General features: G+C 53.1%; 2 protein-coding genes. Both read right to left on the reverse strand.

Annotated elements, in window-relative coordinates; all coding sequences use genetic code 11:
• Positions 1-7 precede the first annotated feature (7 nt).
• A complete protein-coding gene (locus tag GWG06_RS25565) occupies positions 8-12,529 on the reverse strand; it encodes an SDR family NAD(P)-dependent oxidoreductase (RefSeq protein WP_160717044.1) in 12,522 nt (4,173 codons plus the stop codon).
• A gap of 18 nt (positions 12,530-12,547) precedes the next feature.
• Positions 12,548-21,850, reverse strand: a complete 9,303-nt coding sequence (locus GWG06_RS25570) for an SDR family NAD(P)-dependent oxidoreductase (RefSeq protein ID WP_160717046.1) — start codon at positions 21,848-21,850, stop codon at positions 12,548-12,550.
• Positions 21,851-21,873: the final 23 nt, after the last annotated feature.

Consider the following 21,873-nt stretch of genomic DNA (forward strand, 5'->3'; position numbering starts at 1 on the left):
TAACTTTTCACGTTGTGATCAATTGGTTAAACTGGTCGGCAGTTAATTCACCTTTGTTTATCTTCTCCAGCAGTTCCTGGTAAAAGCTGTCTTCCGCCGATAATGGCCGTTCTGTGGTTACAGCTTCTTTAAAGCCGAAATGCACACTATGATCAAATGCGTATGCGGGGATAGAAATATCCGGGGTGACAGCCGGTGACAGCAGCTCACTGAAGTCTGCATCAGCTCCGGAGATCCAGATCTGCGCCAGTCTGCGGAGATCTTTTTCAGTAAATGCCTGCTGCAGATCAGCCACTGCGACTACGGTCCTTACCGGTGAAGTGCGCAGGTAAACAGCACCATCTGCTCCTGCTGCCTGTAGGAGGCATAGGGATGCAAGTCTGTCGTGCAGCTCTTCCACGGAAGCGGCCATCACAGCTGCGCGATATGGCAGGTTATGATTACGCAGGTGCAGAGAGCGTGCTATGGCGGCTATTGCAGGGCTGCTGGCTGCAGAGAGGTAATGCTGCATACTTTCCAGGTACTGCCATAAGCTGCCGGCAGAAGCGGCAGAGAAGACAAACAGCTGTTCTGCTGCTGTTGCCGGTGCTTCCAAAGGTGCGGCTGTATATTCTTCTACGATCAGGCCGGCATAAGCGCCGCCGGCGCCAAATGAATTGATAAGGCTTCTTCTGGGCAGCGTTTCGCCGGTAAGCGGGTCTGTCATGGCTATCCATGGACTCAACGTTTCCTGCAGGCAGAAGGCGGTTTGTTCCAGTCTGATATTGGGGTTCCTGGGGCTGGCATTAATGGAAGGCGCTAATGTTTTATGCTTCATCTGCAACAGCACCTTGGTGAGCTGCGACATACCGGAGGCTGCTTCCAGGTGGCCTATGTTTGATTTAACAGTCCCGATCGCACAGAATTGCCGTTTGTCTGTAAACTGCTCAAATGCCTGCTGTAATGCCACCACTTCGATAGCATCCGCCAGCAGCGAACCGTTGGCGGCAGATTCCACATAACCGATTGTAGCCGGATCTATAGCAGCCCGGCGTATAACGTTGCCTATCAGCTGCGCCTGCTGCTGCGGATCCGGCGCTGTATATCGCTGACGCCCGCCGCCATGGCTGATGAAACTACTCTTTATGACGCCCAGGATGTGATCATTATCTTTTATGGCAAGAGAAAGTGGTTTCAGCAGCACAGCACCTACTCCTTCTCCGGGAATATAGCCGTTACCGTAACCAAAGCTCTTACTTTTGCCACCGCTGCCGAGGAAACCGGCATGTTGCAGGGCTGTATATTTGGAAGGTTCCAGGGTGAGATTGATGCCTCCGGCTATCGCCATGGCAGCAGTTCCCCGCAGCAGGCTTTCGCAGGCAAGATGTATGGCAGTCAGCGACCCGGAACAGGCAGAATTAACAGCTATACTCGGACCGGTGAGATTAAAGAAATGTGATACACGGTTGGCGATCTGCCAGTCTGTTCCGTTGGAAGTAAGCACCGCCTGCTCCAAAGCCGGCATGTTCCATGCATACTGGTTATACATATTGCTGACAAATACACCTACCCCTGCTGAAGCGCCGTCCTGTAACGCTTTCAGTCGTTGCCTCGGATACCCGGCATTTTCAAATGTTTCCCATACTGTTTCCAGGAACAACCTTATTTCCGGCGACATTTCCTGTACGCGCGCTACCGGTATACCAAACAGGTGATGGTCAAAGCGGTCTACCTCCTGCAGGAAACCTCCGTAATGATTGGCGCCGGGCTGTAACAAGGCGTTATCGCCCAGGTTCCGCACCAGCGAATCATTCCAGCGATGGCCGGGAACAGTGGTAATACAATTATCTCCCTGTGTCAGGTGCGTCCACAATTCTTCCAGGTTGTCAGACAACGGGTAACGTCCGCTGATACCTATAATCGCAATATCTTCTGTATGAACGGCAGGAGCTGCTGCCGGCTCCTTCTTCTCCCCTGAAAGGATACTGTGTACGGAGCCATTGACAGGCATATCCGCCTGATAACGCGGAAGTCTATACGTTGTTGAAGGCTGCGGAGCATTTTTACTGTCAGTGGGTATGCCGGCAAATTTTTCGCGGTGATGTTTTTCAAACCAGGCAGCCAGTTCCTGTATGGAAGGATGCTCAAACATCAGTGTTTTCGGTAGCTCTCCCGTTGTCCGCTCCCATTGGCGGATCAGGTTCATCTGCATAATGGAGTCAATCCCGAATTTATCGAAAGAGGTCGTTAGGTCCAGTATTTCCGGCGACAGCTGCAGCATGTCTGATATGGTATCAACGATAAATGCCGTGATACTTTCGCCGCTGACAGGCAATGTCTGCGCGAGATGCGTGGAAGTGTGTATCTGCAGGAACTGTCCGAGCTGACTTTCATTCCCGGGTAATACCAACAGCTGCGCAGGTTCCAGAGACAAACAGGTGTAACATGCCAGTAAACCAGCCGTTGTTGCCAATGGCACGATACCGGTCTGCTGCCGCATGATATTGCGTGCAGCTTCACTTAACTGCATCCCCCCGGCTTCCCATAGAGGCCAGTTCACGGAAATGGTTTTTCCCTGCCGCTCTCCGCTGTTTACCAGTTTATTACGGTAATGGGTATACGCATCCATGAAGGCGTTGGCAGTTGCATAGTCTGCCTGTCCCGGATTGCCCATGACAGCAGCGCCCGCAGAAAAGAGCAGGAAGAAGTCCAGCGCTGTTCCGCTGGTGGCTTCATCCAGGTGGATCAGCCCTGCTACTTTCGGTGCAAATACTTCCTGCAGTTCTCCGGTTGTTTTCTTCAACAGAAAATTATCCCGGATCAAGCCGGCAGCATGAATAATACCATTCAGGCGGCCGTATGTTTCCTTTATTTCCTGTATCAGGGCATCCACCTGCTGCCGGTTACTTACGTCTGCCTGCCTGTAAACCACGTTAACAGGTAACGATGTCAGCAGTGCCTGCCTGGCAGCGGATAACGGAGAGCGGCCGCATAATACCAGTGTTATGTCTGTTGCCGTTGCAGCTATTTCCCTTGTAAGCGCTTCTCCCAATCCTCCTGCACCGCCGGTGATGAGGTATACGCCACCTGCTTTCCACGGTGCTGCAGGCTGAGATGATGGCGCCGCTACTTTTTCCCATGCTGCTGTCAGGCATTTTCCCTGCCGGAAACACAGTTCCGTTTCAGCTGGCAGCTGAGCACTTTGCTGCAGGCCGGATACGATTTCCGGGATGGTTGCAGCTGCATCCACACGCACCAGCTGGGCAGTCAGCAACGCATTTTCCAGCCGGGCAGTTTTCAGCATACCTGCCAGCGCCACATATAATTCCTGTGATGGCTGCTCCTGTATTAGCAGCTGCAGCAATATTTTCTTACTGGTTGCCTCTCTTAAGGCACTCTGCACAACGGTCATCAACCGGAGGGCATACTGTTCAAAGCGGCCGGCCACCGTTACTTCCGGCGATGATAACCGGATGCACTGTACTCCCGGCATCTGCGCATGGATCTCCTCAGCGGCGAAGTCAGCTTCCCCGCAATAAACCAGCAACTGTTGTTCATAGGCCACAGCAGCCGGAGCGGCGGACTGCTCTTTCCAGGATGACCGGAAGTAATATGTACCGGGACCGTCAGGTTTTTCTTCCAGAATCCTCGTGGAAAACCCTTCTATGCGCACGCATACACGTCCTGTTTCATCGCAGAGGTCAATATCCAGCAACTGTACCCGCTGCGTATCAGCGGAAGCATTACGGTAACGTATAAACGCCCACATAGCAGTAGTACATGCCCTCAGCACCTGCAGGGATTGTATGGCAAAAGGCAGGGAGGGTTTCAGTAAACCGTTATGCACAGCCATTCCTACGGATGCCTGAAAGGCGGCGTCCAATATGGCCGGATGTAATACGAACCTGTCATCCGCCGGAGCAATTACCGCTGGCAGAGTGAGGCTGGCCAGCAGCTGATTTTCACCGATATAGGCGGCTGTAATACACTGATGTGAAGGTCCATATTCAAATCCAAGAGAACTGAACACCTCGTAAAAACGCCTACCATCGAGGGTTCCCAGGTTGCACGTAGTTTTTATCTGTTGCAGATCCAGGGGGGGCAAGGGAGCAGCCGGTACTGTCAATACCTGTCCCTGGCTATGAATGGTATGTTTGTTATTTTCTTCAGCGGCAGAATATACTTCAAACAAGATGCGGTCCTGTTCCTGTTGCAGGGCGATATGTACCTGCTGTGGTTGCTGCCCAACCACTACCGGGTGAAGCCATACTACCTGCTGCAGCTTTATGATATGTCCGGAGGCCGGTGGCACGCCCATTGCCTGCACTGCAGCCTCACGTGCCATTTCCAGGTACGCTGATCCGGGGAATATGCGTTGCCCGCTGATGACATGATCTTTGAGAAAGAATTCCTCTCCGTTGAATACAGTCGTGAACTCTGGTCCTGCAAACCCGGAGGTATTCTGATGCAGTAAGGGATGCAGTACAGTGGCAGCCGGTATGGAGGTCGTTGTAACGGGGCCGGTTATGGCGGCCGGGTTTTCCTTCACCCAGTAACGGGCGCCCGCAAAAGGATATACGGGCAGTGAAACCCTGCTGTATCCTCCGTCAGCGAACAGCGGCTGCACATCCAATGCATATCCCTGTGCGTACAGGTCTGCTACGGCAACAAGATTCTCCGTATAGGCGGCGGTGTTAGTCAGCAACTGTGTGCTGCGGGTAATACAGTCGTTACCGTATTTTTTCAGGGCAGACTGCTCCCGGCGTTCTTTTTCCGGAACAGCAGCTGCAAATACCTGTGGCGTTGCACCTTTATCCAGCCATTTCAGTAGCAGTGCAGCCAGTTCCCGGCTATCGCGCGCCACACAGGCCAGGCGGTGAGACAGTTGTTTTCTTCCCAGTAATAAAGTATAGCTGATGTTACCGCAGTCGGTATCCGGCGCTGCTTCGCAATATGCCAGCAGTTGCCTGGCCTGCTCCTTCAGTTGCGGAGCCGTATGCGCCGATAAGGCCACCAGGTATGCCGGGCGGGCAGCATGCTGCCGTTGTACCACCGGCGCTTCTTCAATAACCATATGCGCATTGGTACCGCTGAACCCGAAGGCGCTGACAGCGGCAGCGCGTTTATGCGCAGGCGTTATACTCCAGTCTTTCAGCGTGGTGTTTACATAAAAGGGACTTCCTGTAAACTGTATACCGGCATTTCCATTCCGGAAATGAAGGGATGGCGGTATTTTTTTATGCTTCAGGGAGAGCAGTACTTTGAATAGGCCCGCCATACCTGCAGCTGCGGCGGCGTGCCCGATATTGGTTTTAACAGACCCGATGGCGCAGTAAGCCTGCTTATCCGTGTATTTTTTAAATGCGCGGGTCAGCGCTTCAAATTCGATGGGGTCTCCCAGCCGGGTACCGGTGCCATGCGCTTCCATCAGCTGGATATCGCCGGGATGTATGTTGAAGCTGTTATATACTTCGCATTCCAGCCGTTCCTGCGACCGGGCGCTGGGAGCGGTAATACCGTTGGTAGTGCCGTCCTGGTTGATGCCGGATGCGGAAATAACGCCATGGATATGATCTCCGTCTGCCAGAGCGTCTTTCAGTCGTTTTAATACGACCACTCCCACCCCTTCTGCAGGTACAAAGCCATCTGCGCGGTCATCGAATGTATAGCAGCGGCCTGTGGGCGACAGCATTTCCGCCCTGTTACCGGAGATGTAGAACCAGGGCACTGTCTGAATAAACACGCCACCGGCAAGTGCCATTTCTGTTTCACCGGACCACAATCCCTGGCAGGCCAGGTGAATGGATACCAGAGAGCTGGAGCAGGCCGTATCCACTGCGATGGCAGGTCCCTGCAAATCCAGGTAGTAAGAGATCCTGGCGGGAATCACTGCGCCGGCATTTCCCCAAAAAGCCTGTGCGGGTGCATTGTTACCAAACAGCTGGTTATATCCGCCTCCGTTATATCCTACGTACACGCCGCACAAACGTCCTTCCATATTGCTTCCTGCATAGCCGGCATCTTCCAGCGCTTTCCAGCTTTCTTCCAGAAACAGCCGCTGTTGCGGATCCATATAGGTAGCTTCCAGTCCGGAAATATTAAAGAACGATGCATCGAAGCGATCGATATTACGCAGGAAACCTCCGTAACGGCACGCCTTTTCGTTGGCGGCAAAATCAGCATCATGCGCATCCAGGTCCCACCTGGTTACCTTCTCCACCAGGTCGTTACCCTGTGCCAGATGCTCCCAGAACTCCGCCAGGCCGTCCGATTGCGGGAAACGTCCGCTGATACCGACAATGGCTACCGGTTCTTTCTGAAAATTATTTACCTGTTTATTTTCTTTTATTCCGCTATTGCGAACTGTTGCTTTTCCCGGGGAAGTTGTTACCTGTTGTCTTCTGACTACCGGCGGCGGCGCGGGTATATTTACCGGTGGCGGTACAGCTGGTGGCGCCTGCACCGCAGGTGTTCCGGCAGACTGTGGTACCACCACTGCGGGATAGGCAGCGGAAATATGCGCCGCCAGGCGGCTGACAGTACTGTAATCAAATAAGGTGGTGGTAGACAACTGTAACTGCAGCCCTTCATTGATAAGCTGTACCAGTTTAACGCCTGTGATAGAATCCAGGCCGTAGTCCGCGAAAGGTTCGTCCGGATCTATTTTATCAGCACTGATTTTCAGGGCCAGGCCCAGCTTTTCGACGATCAGGTCCCTGACCGTTGTTTCTTCCCGCTGAACAGTAACGTTGTCGGTTACACGTACTTCAGGAGCAGCAGGCGGCTGTGGCTTTTCAGCTGCAACCGGCAGCAGTACAGCCGGTTGCCGTACCACCCCGTCGCTCTCCGCTGCGATAATCTGCTGTCCCCAGTGATGCGCTGCAGCAGCCGGGAAAATTATCTCCCTGAAGCCTGCCTGTGACAGCACATGATCCCATGTATCAGGGTACAGTCCCGGGCATCCGGGGATGCGCAGCGCAGTATCTTCATACAGCCACCATCCGTCCAGCAGCCCGAAGGTCAGGTGTGCGAACAGCGTATGCATACTCAGTTCATTCAGCACCAGCAGACCGTTTTCTGCCAGCAGGGCTTTTGCGTTACGCAGTGTATGATGTATGTTACCGGTTGCGTGCAGTACGTTGGCAGCAATCACGAGGTCGTATTCAGCTGCCGCAAATCCTTGTGCAGACAAGGGTTGCGCTGTATCAAAAATCTTGCATACGAGATAGGGCGCTTTTGCCGCATACGTATTTTCTGCGTGTATGAGAAATGCTTTTGAAATATCTGTATAGCAATATTCCGCTATCGACGCTGTATAAGCCTTCAGGCGGTCGAATAGCAGGTTGCTGGTTCCGCCTGTGCCTGCGCCGATTTCCAATATGCGTAACCGGGAGGCCGGATCTGCTTCCAGCCGGGCATCAATAAAGGAGAGGACTGTCTGCGCCAGCACTTCGTTGAAATAATCAGCTACGGTATTACCGCGGTAAATTCCTTCCACCAGCTCCATGGACGCCTGCGGGAACATGATGTCCGTAGCGGGCACGCCGCCGGTAAGTATAGCAGGCAATGCTTTCAGCATAGCGGCTGCCAGTGTCAGCTGCGCTTTTTTGTTCCTGTCATGCATGCTGCCGTTGAGCATTTCCCATGCAGCAACAGTGTTTACGCTTACGTCTTCCTTTATGGTGAACGTATTGCCATTCTGCTCCAGGAAACCGGCAGTTACCAGGAAAGCCAGACTTTGCTCCAGCCATCGGTGATACGCAGGCTGTACCTGCCGCTGCCAGGCAGAGAATGTAAAGGTTGTTTGCTGCAAAAGGTTCATGGACTGTAACTGTGCCCATAAGAGGGTGGCCAGCAATGCGTCCATCTCACGGTATGATTGCAGCAGCGTCTCTTCCGGCTGCGGTGGCAGCAGTGGCATATTTTCTTTCATATGGCCGGCTACAGCAGGCAGGGAACGTTCATAAACGCTGACTTTTTCCCGGATAGCTAACGGTGACGCCTCAACGCCGGAAGATAATATCTTCATAAATACGGCCTGGTCTGCCGCAGCTGTCAGCAACTGCTCCAGCGCTTCCATCGCTTCCGGCGGTTCTATGGAGCCCATACCGGTGGCTGCCATTTTCTGACGGTAGGTTTCACCGGCCACGATGCCGATACTTCCCCAGTAGCCCCAGTTCATCGTTTTTACGGCAAAGGTGTATTGCCTGGAAAGCTGTTGCGCGAAAGCATCTTCAAAAGTGCTGCCGGCTGCATAATTGCTCTGGCCGGGTGTTTTAAAGAAGCTGATGATAGAAGAAAAGAACAGGAGAAAATCGAGCGGGGCTTCTCCGAATACCTCCGCGATGCGCACGCTCACCCTTACCTTAGCCGCCAGTGCCTGTCTGAAAACTGCTTCTTCCATATTGGAGAGGCTCTGATCTGCTAATACAATGGCGGCATTTACCACGCCATTTATTTCACCGTATGCTGATTTCACCTGTTGATAAGCGGCTGCCAGCTGCTCATAATCTGCCGCATCGGCCTGTATGTATACCGGCGCTTTACCGGCAGCAGCAAGGCTTTCCAGGTTTACCTGTATAGCATCATCCTTTTTTCGCCGTCCTATCCAGATGATCTGAGCGTTGTAGGTGCGGATCATATATTCACTCCAGGCTGTGCCGATACCGCCGGCGCCGCCGATCACCACATACACGCCTCCCTCTCTGTACAAGGTATGGGAGCCTGCAGGCTGCTCCAGCAGAGCCAGTTCCTGGCGGTACCATTGCCCGTCGCGGTATGCCCACGCATTACCGGCAGCATCTGCAGGCAATACGGATATATCTTCCCAGGGGATGGGCGTGCCGGCCGGCAGGTCTGCTATGCGTACCTGCCAGTGCGGATATTCCTTTGCCATAGAGCCGGCGAGTCCGTGCAGGGCTGCATGAGCCGCTTCTACGCTTTCCTGCGCATGTATGCCTGTGCATTGCCGTGTCAGTAATGTCCAGCTCAGGGGGCTTGAGGCATATCCTTTCTGCAGCAATGCTTTGATAAGGCGGAAGCAAGCCATTACGGCCAGTTCTGTAGCAGCCAGCGTAGCCGCTGCAGCAGTATGATGTCCGCTTTCGGGTGCAACCCAGATGATGTGCGGTGGCTGGCCCGGCAGCAGCGATACCAGTTCGTTAACAGTAACAGTATCGTTGATATCCAGCAGTATGGCCGCCGGATAGTGCTGTAACAGAACAGCCCTTTCCGCGGTTGTTCCGCCGGCAATGAGCACCGGTTGTGTTGCAACCGGATATGCTGTTACCGGCGTCACCGGTGTAATATTCCATACAGGCGTTAACGTTAGCAAGCCGGATGGCAGGCTTACAGTATCTGTTATTGCGGCAGGCTGTTTAACCGCAGGAGTTGCCGGCGCCGTTTTGCGGGGCAGCGGGCTTTCTGTTTCAGGTACCCAGTAGCGTTCTTTAGCGAAAGGATAGCCAGGAAGACTTATACGACGTGGTTTATCGGCATGGCTGGTATACAGCAGCCGCCAGTCGAAGGCATATCCTTTCACCCACAGGTTCAGTAATTTATCATACTTCCCTTTACTGATCCAGGTATCAATGGCAACCTGTATATCTTCATCTTCCGCCAGCATGAGTATGGTATCCTTACTATGCTTAGCGTGTCCTGCGTAAAGGGTTTCATTATTGCTGAGATATGCTTCCAGCTGTTCCTGCAGCTGTTCCACGGAAGTAACCAGGAAGGCTGCACGTTCATCCATTGCCTCCCTGCCTGTCTGCAACGTATAGGCGATACCGGGAAGGTCTTCATCCGTACATGCATGACTTTTCAGGAATGCCAGCAGCTGTGCTGCCTGAGCGCGCAGCCGGTCTTCGTTGCGGGCCGATAACGGAATGGCAGCCGGCAGTTCTGTGTCTGCATATCCCTGCGGTGCTGGTCTGCGGTCTGTATATTCCTCAATCACCACGTGTGCATATGCACCGGAAAAGCCAAATGAGCTGATGCCGGCGCGCCTGGGGATACCGGCAGGAGGCTCCCAGGGCACAGGTTCGCGGTTAATATAAAGGGCTGAGCGTTCGAGCTGAATATAGCTGTTCAGTTGTGTAAACAGCGGCATGGCAGGCAGTTGCCGGTGCTGCATCTGCAGAATCACCTTAAAGATGCCGGCCATACCGGACGCGCCTTCCACATGACCGATATTGGCTTTGGCAGAGCCTACCGCACAGAACTGTTCTTTGCCTGTGAAGCGTTTGAAGGCTTTCTTCAGGCTGTTTATTTCAATAGGATCGCCCAGTTTGGTACCTGTGCCATGCGCCTCTATGTAGCTGATGGTTTCCGGAGAGATACCGGCATTTTCCCATGCCTTCAGCAATACGTTTTCTTCTCCGGCAACGCTGGGTGCGGTCAGTGATGGCGTATAGCCTCCGTGTAATGCCGCAGAACCCTTGATAACACCATAGATGCGGTCGCCGTCTCTTTCCGCCTGCTCCAGCGGCTTTATCAGGATAGTCGCTATCGCTTCACCGGGTACATAGCCATCTGCTTTTTCATCGAAAGAATAGCAATGGCCGGTGGGCGACAATGCACCGATACTGGAGAAGTAACGGTAATGGGCAGACGAAAACAGCAGGTTCACGCCGGCAACGAAGGCCATGCTGCATTCGTTATTATGCAGTGCCAGACAGGCGCTGTGAACGGCCGACAAGGAAGATGAGCAGGCCGTATTATAGGCGATGCTGGGGCCTTTGAAATCGAAATAGAAAGATACACGGTTAGCCGTTACCGTTTGCCCGTTGCCGGTACCGATATAAGGATCTGCCGGCAGATTCTTTTCATTGATCATCTCCAGATAATCATGAAAGCATACGCCCACAAACACACCGGTATCAGTGCCTTTCAGCTGGTTGATATACCCGGCGTCTTCTCCGGTATTATAGATACTCTGTAACAGGAGCCGCAGCTGCGGGTCCATCCAGTCTGCCTCCCGCGGGGAGATCTTGAAAAAACCGGCATCGAATTTATCTACATCTTTAATAAAGCTGCCCCATTTACAATAGGTACTATCGGCAGCCTCCGGATCGGCATTGAACCAGGGTCTGTAATCCCAGTGATCCGGCGGTATTTCGCTGATAAGGTCTTTGCCGTCGCGCAGGTTCTCCCAGAACTGTTCCAGGTTCTCCGCACCGGCAAAGATGCCGTGCATGCCTATGATGGCCACATCCTGCTGACGGCTCCCGCGCTGCGGCGCAGGGCTGGCCGGTGGCAACGGCGATGTCATATTTTTCACAACGGATACCGGCGCTGTTGCAGCTGTTGTTTTCTCAGCAGCCGTCTTTTTCACCGGAATGTCCAGCAGATGTTGAAAAGCATCCGGGTATTCCGTACAGAAAAATGCGGCCAGTTCCTTTACATTCGGGTATTCAAAGAACAAGGTAGGATTGAGTTCCAGCCCGGTTTCGTGTGCCAGCATATTAGCGATATTCACCAGCTGGGAGGAATCAATACCTGCTTCCATGAGATTCGATTCGGGGCCGGCAATCTTAACGCCTCCTATCTTACGCAGCTTACCCAGGAGGAAAGCAATTATGCCGGCTTCCAGACCTGTAGCACTTTTCGCCGCGGTGGGCGGCGCTGCCAATGGTTGTACGGCAACGGGTGGCGCAGGCGCGTCCTTACCTACGGGGACGGCCGTACGTACTTTCTTCAGGGAATAACCTTCGTAGCTGATCAGGACTTCTCCATCATCACTGATGACGGTCGCATCGAAAATGATAATATCGCTGGTATACTTTACCAGCTTAACAGATACCCAGCAATGCTGCCATGCGGCGTTCCTTGTAAACCGGATTTCCTTAATGCCGAAGGGCAGAAAACTGCCTTCAATATCCAGTGTAGTCAGCAGCGGGAACAGGGTGAGCAAGGCACTGTTGGTAATCAGCGGATGCAGCGTATAGCTGTGCAGGTTATCCGGCGCTGCGATGGTCACTTCCGATAAAGCCTCCCGGTCGCCGGTGTAGAGCTGTGAAATAGTCCGGTAGCTATCTCCCCAGTACGCATCTGCATTCATTGTATAGATATCCGCCAGGGCATGAAATGGCTGCAGGGAGCGCCGGAGCTGTTCCACATCTGCCTGCTGCCGTTCTGCCACATAGGGCTGTAAAGATCCGGAAGCGGCGAGCTTCCAGTCTTCCGTTCCTGCGGCGCGGAATTTAGCTTCAAAAGCAGTGGTATCCTGCTGCGGCGTAGTGGTCAGCAACACTTCTGCCTGCCCTCCTGCTGCAACGATGACGGGTTCAAAATAACTGAGCCGCTGCAGCCGGACGCTGTTTTCTTCCGGATGACGCCGGAAAAAATCATTGATGGCCAGGCTGGCATGCGTGGCTCCGATCAGTATCTGCTTACCGCTGATAACATGATCCCTTAAACAGGCCTCGTTATATGTATATGTTTCAATCCCGGCCTTGTCCTTCAGTTGCTTTATCTGCCGGAGCCCTTCATCCACGCTGATCTGTCCCTGTTCTATCTGTCCGAATAAAGCATCAAGTTCTTGTTTACTCATTTTCATATCCTGCGTTTTCTATACTTGAATTAATTGCATGGCAGCTTCCCTTGATAATTGTCCTTTTGACAACTGTTCCAGCACCTGGCGGACCCGTTGTTCATCAGGATCAGGGCTTGTATCAGTGAGTATCTGTTGTTGCTGAATCTGTTCGGGGTGGAATATCTGCCCATGATCAAAAACATATTTGGGCAATGGTATAAAACGAGATGTCCCCGTATTTATCAATGCGCTGAAATCCACGGCATACCTGTCTGTCCATTTATCTGCTACTTCATACAAATTGCTGTCTGCCGTAGCAGTGACAGGTATAAACACTTCATCAGGCATTTCTGCTGCAGGTGGAGCTATCTGCAGATAAATACCTTTAAACGGTGTACTTCTTCTTTCCTGAAGAAGCCCGGTAATGCCTGCCAGCAGCTCTTCTGCCGAGGAGGCAATGATGGCCGCCCGGTAAGGCAGTTCATGATTATTTCGCAGCAGGGAATAGGCAATATCAGCGGCAGCAACGGTGTTGTTTTTATGCAGCAACGTCTGCATGGCTTCCAGGTATTGCCACAGACTATGCGGTGTTCCGGCCGAGAAAAGGAAGACAGCAGGTTTACGTTCCTGTCTGGCTGTTACCGGTGAAGGAATGTATTCTTCTATCACCAGGCTGGCATAAGCGCCACCTGCACCGAAGGAGTTTATCATACTTCTCCGGGGCAGCGTCATGCCTGAAACCGGGTCTGTCACTGCATCCCATGGCGAGCAGGTTTCCTGCAGGCGGAAGGCAGTCTGTTCCAGCCGGATATTAGGATTCCTCGGATTGGCATTGATAGAAGGCACCAGCAGTTTATGTTCCAGCTGCAGCAATACTTTAGTGAGCTGTGAAATACCGGACGCCGCTTCGAGATGCCCGATGTTGGATTTTACCGCACCCAGTGCGCAATATTGTTTTTTGTCCGTGAACGATGCAAAGGCCTGCTGCAATGCCACCACTTCCACGGCATCGCCCAGGGAAGAGCCATTGGCCGCAGCTTCCACATACCCGATAGTGACAGGGTCTATAGCGGAACGACGGAGCGAATTAATAATCAGCTGTGCTTCCTGCTTAGGATCAGGCGCATTGTACAACTGTCTCCCGCCACTGTGGTTAATAAAACTTCCTTTGATAATTCCGCGGATATGATCTTTATCTTTTAGTGCCTGTGACAAGGGTTTCAGGATAACAGCACCGACGCCTTCTCCGGGTATAAAGCCGGTGTTGACGCCAAAGCTCCTGCTTTCCTGTCCGCTCCCCAGCAGGTTTTTCTGTTGCAATGCCGCATACTTGGATACTGCCAGCGTAAGGTTTACGCCTCCTGCTACTGCCATTGCACAGTTTTGCTGCCGCAGGCTTTCGCAGGCCAGGTGAATGGCTGTCAATGAACTGGAACAGGCGGTATTCACTACCAGGCTGGGTCCTGTCAACTGAAAGAAGTGAGAAACGCGGTTGGCGATATGCCATTCCGTTGCGTTGGAGCTTAGTTCTCCCAATGCTGCCGTAGGCATACTCCAGGGGTACTGGTTATACATCGCTCCTGCGAATACGCCCACACCTGCGCCCTGCGCTGTTTGCAGCTGCTGTAGCATGGTGGTATTATAACCGGCATCTTCCAGTGTTTCCCATACTACTTCCAGGAACAGTCTCGTTTCCGGCGACAGCTCATGCACCTGGTCAGGAGTTATCCCGAACAGCTGGTAGTCAAATTTGTCGGTATGTTCCAGGAATCCGCCGTAATACCCACTTTCCGTATGTGCGTTACCGTTATGAGAAGCAGCCGGATTATTTCTCCAGCGTCCGGCAGGTGCGGCCGTAATGCTGTTTGCACCGGATTTCAGTTTCTCCCAGAATACTTCCAGGTTATCTGCTCCCGGATAACGGCCGCTGATACCAATGATGGCTATATCTTCAGGTCCATGGCCGGCTGCAGGCAATGGTACAGGTTGCGCTTTCGTTGTTTTACTCACGGTCACCGGAGCAGCAGGGGGAGTTACTTCCGCCTGTATATCCGTGTCGGAGATCAACTGACCGGCATGGTTGACAGCCAGGTATTCTGCCAGCTCCTGTACTGTCACATATTCAAAGAACAAGGTAGCAGGCAGTGCGCCGGTAGTTTTTTCCAGTTCGCGCACCAGCGTTACCTGCAGAATGGAATCAATACCATATTTTTCAAAAGGCGTATGCAGCCCGATCCTTTCCGGCGCCAGCTTCAGCGCTTTGGCCAGTACCTTCTTTATCAACTCCCTGGCTGCGGGCACCGCATCGCCGGAAGACGGCTGCTGTGGCTGAGGTTCCGCGACGGGTACAGGCACAGGCGCTGTTGTTTTTTCCTGTGACAGTATTAATGGCCGCCTGATGATACCGTCGCTTTCCGCGATGACTACCTGGTGGCCCAGGTGATGCGCAGTAGCGGCCGGGAAAGCAATCTGCCGGAAGCCTTCGTCCTGCAGCGCCTGTACCCATTTCTCCGGGGACAATACCGGAGAACCGGGGATACGTAATGCCTCATCTTCGTATAGCCACCAGCCGTCCAGCAGCCCGAAAGTAAGGTGGGCTACCAGCGCTTTCTGACTCAGCTCATGCAGCAGCAACCGGCCATTGGCAGGCAGCAGCGTCTTTAAATTGCGCAGCGTCCTCCGCACATCAGGCGTGGCATGCAGCACATTTGCCGCAATCACTATATCGTAGGCGCCTGCCGGTATGTCCTGCTCCGCTGCCGGAATGGATACATCAAATACTTTGTATGTCAAATACGGTACATCAGGGCCATAATGCTCTTCTGCATGCAGCAGGAAAGCCCTGGATATATCAGTATAACAGTAAGTCTCAATACTGGCTGCGTACGGCCGGAGATGCGCAAACAATACAGCACTGGTGCCTCCAGTACCTGCACCAGCTTCCAGTATCCGGATCTTTGCCGCAGGATCTTTCCTGCGCCGCTCTTCTATATAGGCTACTATGGTCGCAGCGAGCATACGGTCAAAATAACCTGAGATTTTATTTTCCTTGTAGATACCTTCTACCAGCTCCATGGAAGAACCGGGAAATATTACATCTGTGGCAGATTTCTTCCCGGACAGCACTTTAGGCAGGGCGCGCAGCGTATGTTCCGCCAGTAACAGGTGGGCCTGCATGCTGGCATCTTCCTTCCAGATGACTTTCTGCTGTTCCCACTCCTGCCATGCGGCATTCATATCTGTCGGGCGCAGCTGTTGTACGATGCAATACCTCCCATCATATTGCATGTAACCATGCTTCTCCAGCTGAGACAAACTTTCGTCCAGCCAGCGATCATAAGCGGCGGGCAGTCTGATACCGGCTTTCAGTGCAGCTACCGATACCCTTTCTTCAATGAATATCCCCATGGATTGCAGCTGCCCCCATAACAGCCGGCACAACAGTCTGTCCAGCTGTTGCAGCTGTTCCGTCATACTGTCCCCCGGTTGTTCCAGGTGATGATAAACAGCGGCTGATGCTGATGTAAGGGATGCTAACCGTAATGGGTATACGCTTATTTTTTCCAGCGGGCGGATAACAGGAGATGATAAAGGCTGAATGGCATTCATGAGCGCCATGCTGTCGAAAGGTCCGGTGAGCAACTGTTCTAACGCGGCCATGGCTTCAGGAGAAGCAACAGATCCTACACCGGCATCGTGCATCCGTTGACGGTAGGCTGCCCCCGATACGATACCGGTATGTCCCCAGTAGCCCCAGTTCATTGTTTTCACGGGGCAGTTCCATTGCTGTGCCAGGTAGCGGGCATAGGCATCTTCGAAAGTGCTGCCGGCCGCATAGTTGCTCTGGCCGGCATTTTTCAGGTAGCTGACCATAGAAGAAAAGAATAACACGAAGTCCGGCTTTTCGTTGCCGAACACCTGCGCCAGGTGTATGCTGATATCTGCCTTCGCACGCAGCGCAGCCTGAAATGCGGATTCCTCCATATTCAGCAGGCCCTGGTCCTGTAACACGATGGCCGACTGTATCACACCATGGATACGGCCGTAGCGGCTCACGACAGTGGCGTGTGCAGCACGGAGTGCGGCGGCATCCGTTGCATCTGCCTGTATATAGTCAGGCATCACCCCCAGTGCTCCCAGCTGCTCACGGCGGATCCGCATCGCTGCATCCTCGCGGCGGCGGCCTATCCAGATCACCTGTGCCTGCCAGTTACGGATCATATATTCCGTCCATTCCGTACCGATACCGCCGGCGCCACCTATCACTACATACACGCCGTTGCGGCGGTATAGGGATGCGGCGGGGGAAGACTGCTCCAAAAGCGCCAGGCGCTGGCTATACCAGCTGCCCTCCCGCCATGCCAGCGCGTTACCTGCTGCATCGGCAGGCAGGCGTAATATCTGTTCCCAGGGAACAGGCACGCCTTCCGGAATATCTGCCAGTCTCACTGACCAATGTGGAAATTCTTTTGCCATAGCACCGCACAGACCATGCAACGCCGCGTGAACAGGGCGGATGCGGTCATGTGGTCCGGTACTTACACAGCTACGTGTGATGATTGTCCATGACAGTTCATGGGTGGCATAACCTTTTTGCAGCAGCGTTTTAATCAGGCGGAAAAAGGATAATACGCCCGGTTCCTGCGCAGCAATCAGGGCAGCGGAATCATTGAAGTCAGGTATGTTATCAGGCGCTATCCATACCAGGTGTGTACCTGTTGTTATATTGCCGGGGTTTTGTGCATGTAGTGGCAGTACCTGCGCCAGTGGAAAGAGCTGTTGCAGCGTATGCCTGTCTTCCGCAATGCCTCCTGCCAGCAACCATGTTGCGGGCGCCGTTATGGCGGCTGTCTGTGGTATGTTGACAGCCTCCCATACCGGCGTCATCATCAGGGTACCGGTAAGCGGTGCTTCGTTATTGCTGCTGACCGGGTGATGCGGAATATTCTCTTCCGGTATCCTGGAAGTAAAACCGGTGATGCGCACGCATAACCTGCCGGCAGCATCATACAGATCTGCATCCAGCTTCTGTACTTTGCTGTCGGTAACGGCGGAGCTGTTAAAACGTATATGCACCCACATATGGCTGGTACAGGCGCTGTATATATCCATTGTTTCCAGTGCAAAAGGCAGGGCGGCCTTCAGCGGTTCCTTCTGCTGTAACAGCAATCCTATGGAAGCCTGCAGCGCAGCGTCTGCGAGGGCCGGATGCAGTACAAAACGCGAGGCATCATCTCCGGTGGTATCAGGTAGCTTGATAGCCGCCAGCACCTGCCCCTGTCCGGTATACAATTGCGTAATACCCTGAAATGAAGGTCCATAAGTTATTCCCAGCGATCTGAAGATCTCATAGCATTCCTTTCCGGAAAACTGCTGTTCGTTGCACCGGGCCTGAATAGCGGCAATATCTGCTGTTGCAGCGGTTCCCGGATGCCAGGCGGCATGGCCTTCGAAGCAGGGAGTCATATTACCATCGTCACCGATGGCAAAACTGATTTCCTGCTGTGCGGCTGTCAGTTGCACCTGCAGCTGCAACGGCGTTGCTCCGGCCACTGCCGGGCGTTTCCACACGAGGTGCCTGAACCGGAGATGCATTCCCGGTTCAGGAGCGGTGGCAGCTTCTGCTATCGCGGCACGTGCCATTTCTACAAAGGCGACACCTGGGAGCAGATGTTGTCCTTTCACTTCATGATCTGCCAGGAAAAATTCACTACCTGTAAACGTACTGCTGAAGCGGATCCCCGCGAAACCGGAGGTATTACGGTGCAGCAAGGGATGCAGCACGGCAGTGGTGTGTATCACAGTACTTTCTTCCGTATTATTTTCCGTCCAGTAACTTTCACGGGCAAACGGATATCCCGGCAGGTGCACCCTGCGGGGCAGGCTATTTTCGTATAGCCGTTCCCATATAATCGTGCTGCCTTCGGTCCATAATGCGGCTATCTTATCAGGTCTTTTTTGTTGTATCCACAATTGCAGCAGCATACGTTGTTCTTCTTCCCTGTCTGCCGTTGCTCCCTTTACCGGGGCATTGGTTATACAGGAAACGAAAACACCCTCTGCAGCGATTCCGGCTATATAACGCTGCAGCTTATCCAGCAGCTCTGCCAGGGAGCCGGCTACCAGCGCCAGGCGGCAGTCCAGCGCAGTTCTTCCTGTCTGCAGCGTGTAGGCGACATCTTCCGGAAATAGCGTATCCTGTGCTTCCAGTGCGGTTTTCAGGCGTCCCGCATATACTTTCAGCTGCTCCATACTTTGTGCAGACAATACAAAGATGAATGGGCCTGTTGCCTGGCTGCTTACTTTATAGGGAGATACAAACTCTTCTACCACCAGATGTGAATTGGTACCGCTGAAGCCGAAAGAGCTGACCGCAGCACGCCGGGGTACACCGGGAACAGCCTGCCATTCCCGCAGGCTTGTATTCACATAAAACGGACTGTTATCCAGGTCAATATGCTCATTCAGTTCCTGGAAGTGAATGCTGGGCGGCAACTGCTTTTGTTCCAGCGCCTTCAGTACCTTGATAATGCCTGCTGCTCCGGCGGCAGTAAGCAGGTGCCCGATATTACTTTTTACAGAGCCGAGTGCACAGTAATATTCCTTATCCGTAAAAGCGCGGAAAGAGGCTGTCAGCGCTTCCACTTCAATGGGATCGCCGAGCTTGGTGCCGGTACCATGCGCTTCCACCAATGAAATGGTAGCAGGATCGATATTGAAACGCTGATAGATTTCTTTCTCCAGCGCTATCTGCGAGTTCACGCTTGGCGCAGTGATACCATTCGTTTTTCCGTCCTGGTTAATGCCCCACCCACGGATCACTCCATACACCGGGTCTTTATCGCGAACGGCATCAGAGAGTCTTTTCAGCAGCACCACGCCGGCGCCTTCACCCGGAACATATCCGTCAGCGCGGTTATCAAAAGTAAAGCAACGGCCCTCCGGTGACAGCATACCGGCATGACTGGTAAGGATATGCGTCAGCGGGCCAGACAATACACAAACGCCACCTGCCAGCGCCAGATCGCTTGTACCCAGTACCAGGCTGTTACATGCCTCTGCAATGGCTACCAGCGATGAAGAACAGGCGGTATCAATAGCCAGGCAGGGACCTTTCAGGTTCAGCAGATAAGAAATCCTGGCACTGAGAATGGAAGTAGATACTCCCATCAGTCCCTGTGCATTCAGCCGTTGCTGATCCATCACCTGACCGTAGTCGCCCGTGCCAACACCTACAAATACGCCGCAGCGGCTGCCTGACAGCCCTGCAGGATCAAGTCCTGCATCTTCAATACAATGCCAACAGTTTTCCAGAAAGAGACGTTGCTGCGGGTCCATGACCATGGCCTCCACCGGAGAGATGCTGAAGAACAGGGGATCAAAGCAATCCGCATCTGTCACAGCTCCCATCCATTTACTGTTAGATTTGCCGGGCGACAGCACCGGGTCATAATATTGCGCTACGGACCATCGCTTCTCCGGGACAACGGTGATACAATCCTTTCCTTCCGCTATATTCTGCCAGAAAGCAGCAGCATCGGCCGATTGCGGAAACTGTCCGGAGATGCCGATGACAGCAATACCTTCGTAGGCGGCCGTCAGCGGCTGATCCGCTGCCGGCGCATCATGACGGGTGAATATATTTTTGTCTGCAGCGGCTTTATGCTCCTGCAAACGCTGTATACATTGTGCAGTGAGATCTGTCATCGCCTGTTGCGTATGACTGATGACCACCTTACCGATATGCAATCCTTCATCTACGTATGCCAGCGCCTCCTGTATCCGCGACAGCGGATATACGCGGGACACAACCGGTACAATCTTTCCCTCTTCCACCCAGGATACCATGCGTTCAAGCAACTCCTTTCCATGTACGCCTTTATCAAAACCTAAACGGCGCAGGTCAATGCTATGCAGTGACTGATTAGCCGTAAGCCTTGACAGATCGAGGGCCGGACTGGTTTTGAGCGCATGTACCGCCAGCTCCAGGTAACGGCCGGACGGAGCCAGGCAGTTGAGTCCTTTCTGAATACCATCGCCCGACAGCATATTCAGTACCACATCTACCCCTCTGCCATTGGTGATCTGCAGGATCTCTTTATCAAATGCTGTTTTATAATTCATGACATGCGGTACCTGCAGTTGCTGCAGTATTTCCAGCTTACCGGTTTTACCGGCAGTACCGTATATAGTGCAATGACGAAGATGGGCCAGCTGTATAGCCATCAGGCCACAGCCTCCGGTAGCAGTCTGTATCAGCACATGTTCGCCTTCAGACAACTGTCCTGTTTCAAATGCGGCGTATACCGTTCCGAAGACCACCGGCAGACTGCAGGCTTCTTCAAAGGATACATTCACAGGTTTCCTGACAGTATTAACCGCCGGCGCATTTACAAAAGCAGCATGGCCACCCAGCTGCCGGCCGGTAATAGCCACCACCTCATCGCCTTGCTTAAAGCCTGATACTGCGCTGCCTACAGCATCTATTACACCTGACACTTCAAAGCCAGGTACAAAAGGATAATCAGGTATGGTAGGATACAATCCCTTTACGCACATCACATCCGGAAAATTGATAGCAGATGCCTTCACAGCTATCCGTACCTCATCCGGCGCAGGTGGTTCCTTCTCCCATGGCAACAGCTGCAGTTCTTCCAGTTTGTGCACACCATTCATTACCAGGCCATAGCTGGCCGGGATAACGTCCTGTACAGGCAGTGTTGCCGGCAACTCTTCCTTTAAGGGTGCCGTGACAGGTGATTTAGTCGTTTCATCCGGGCGAACAGCCCGGCTATTCCCCTTCTTTCCTTTCTTTCCCATTTCCGCCTGCAGCACCGGCGCAAATTCATGGATAGTGGGATAGTCATAGACCTTGGTAACAGACAGGGATACACTGTATTTACGGTTTACAGCCCTAATCCACTCCACTCCCACGATGGAGTCGAGTCCCATTTCAATGAATTTCTTATGCGGATCAATACGCTCCGCTTTCTGATATAGTGCATCAGCCAGGCTTATTATCAACTCCTGCTGCAATTGTTCCAGCGGAATGAGCGGAGCTGCAGCCGCGTCGGTCACCGTTTCTTCCGGTACGGCTGCCGCGTGCGCCGGTTGCCCGTTTCCGGGGAGCGCTGCCAGCGTTACCTGCACGTCACTTTCCTCCTGATGTCCGTTGGCAGACAACGGCTGTAATAAAATACCGGTAGGCTTATCCGCCGCAGGCGATTGAGCGGCCATACGTGCCTTCTCCCGTTCTGCATGCAGCATTTCCATAGCTGCCTCTTTACTGAGGCGTCCATTCTTCAGTTCCTGCAAAATGTATTGAAAGATATCTGTCATCTTATTGAAGCATGAGATTGTAA

It is taken from the genome of Chitinophaga solisilvae (genome assembly GCF_009928525.1).
Lineage (GTDB): Bacteria > Bacteroidota > Bacteroidia > Chitinophagales > Chitinophagaceae > Chitinophaga > Chitinophaga solisilvae.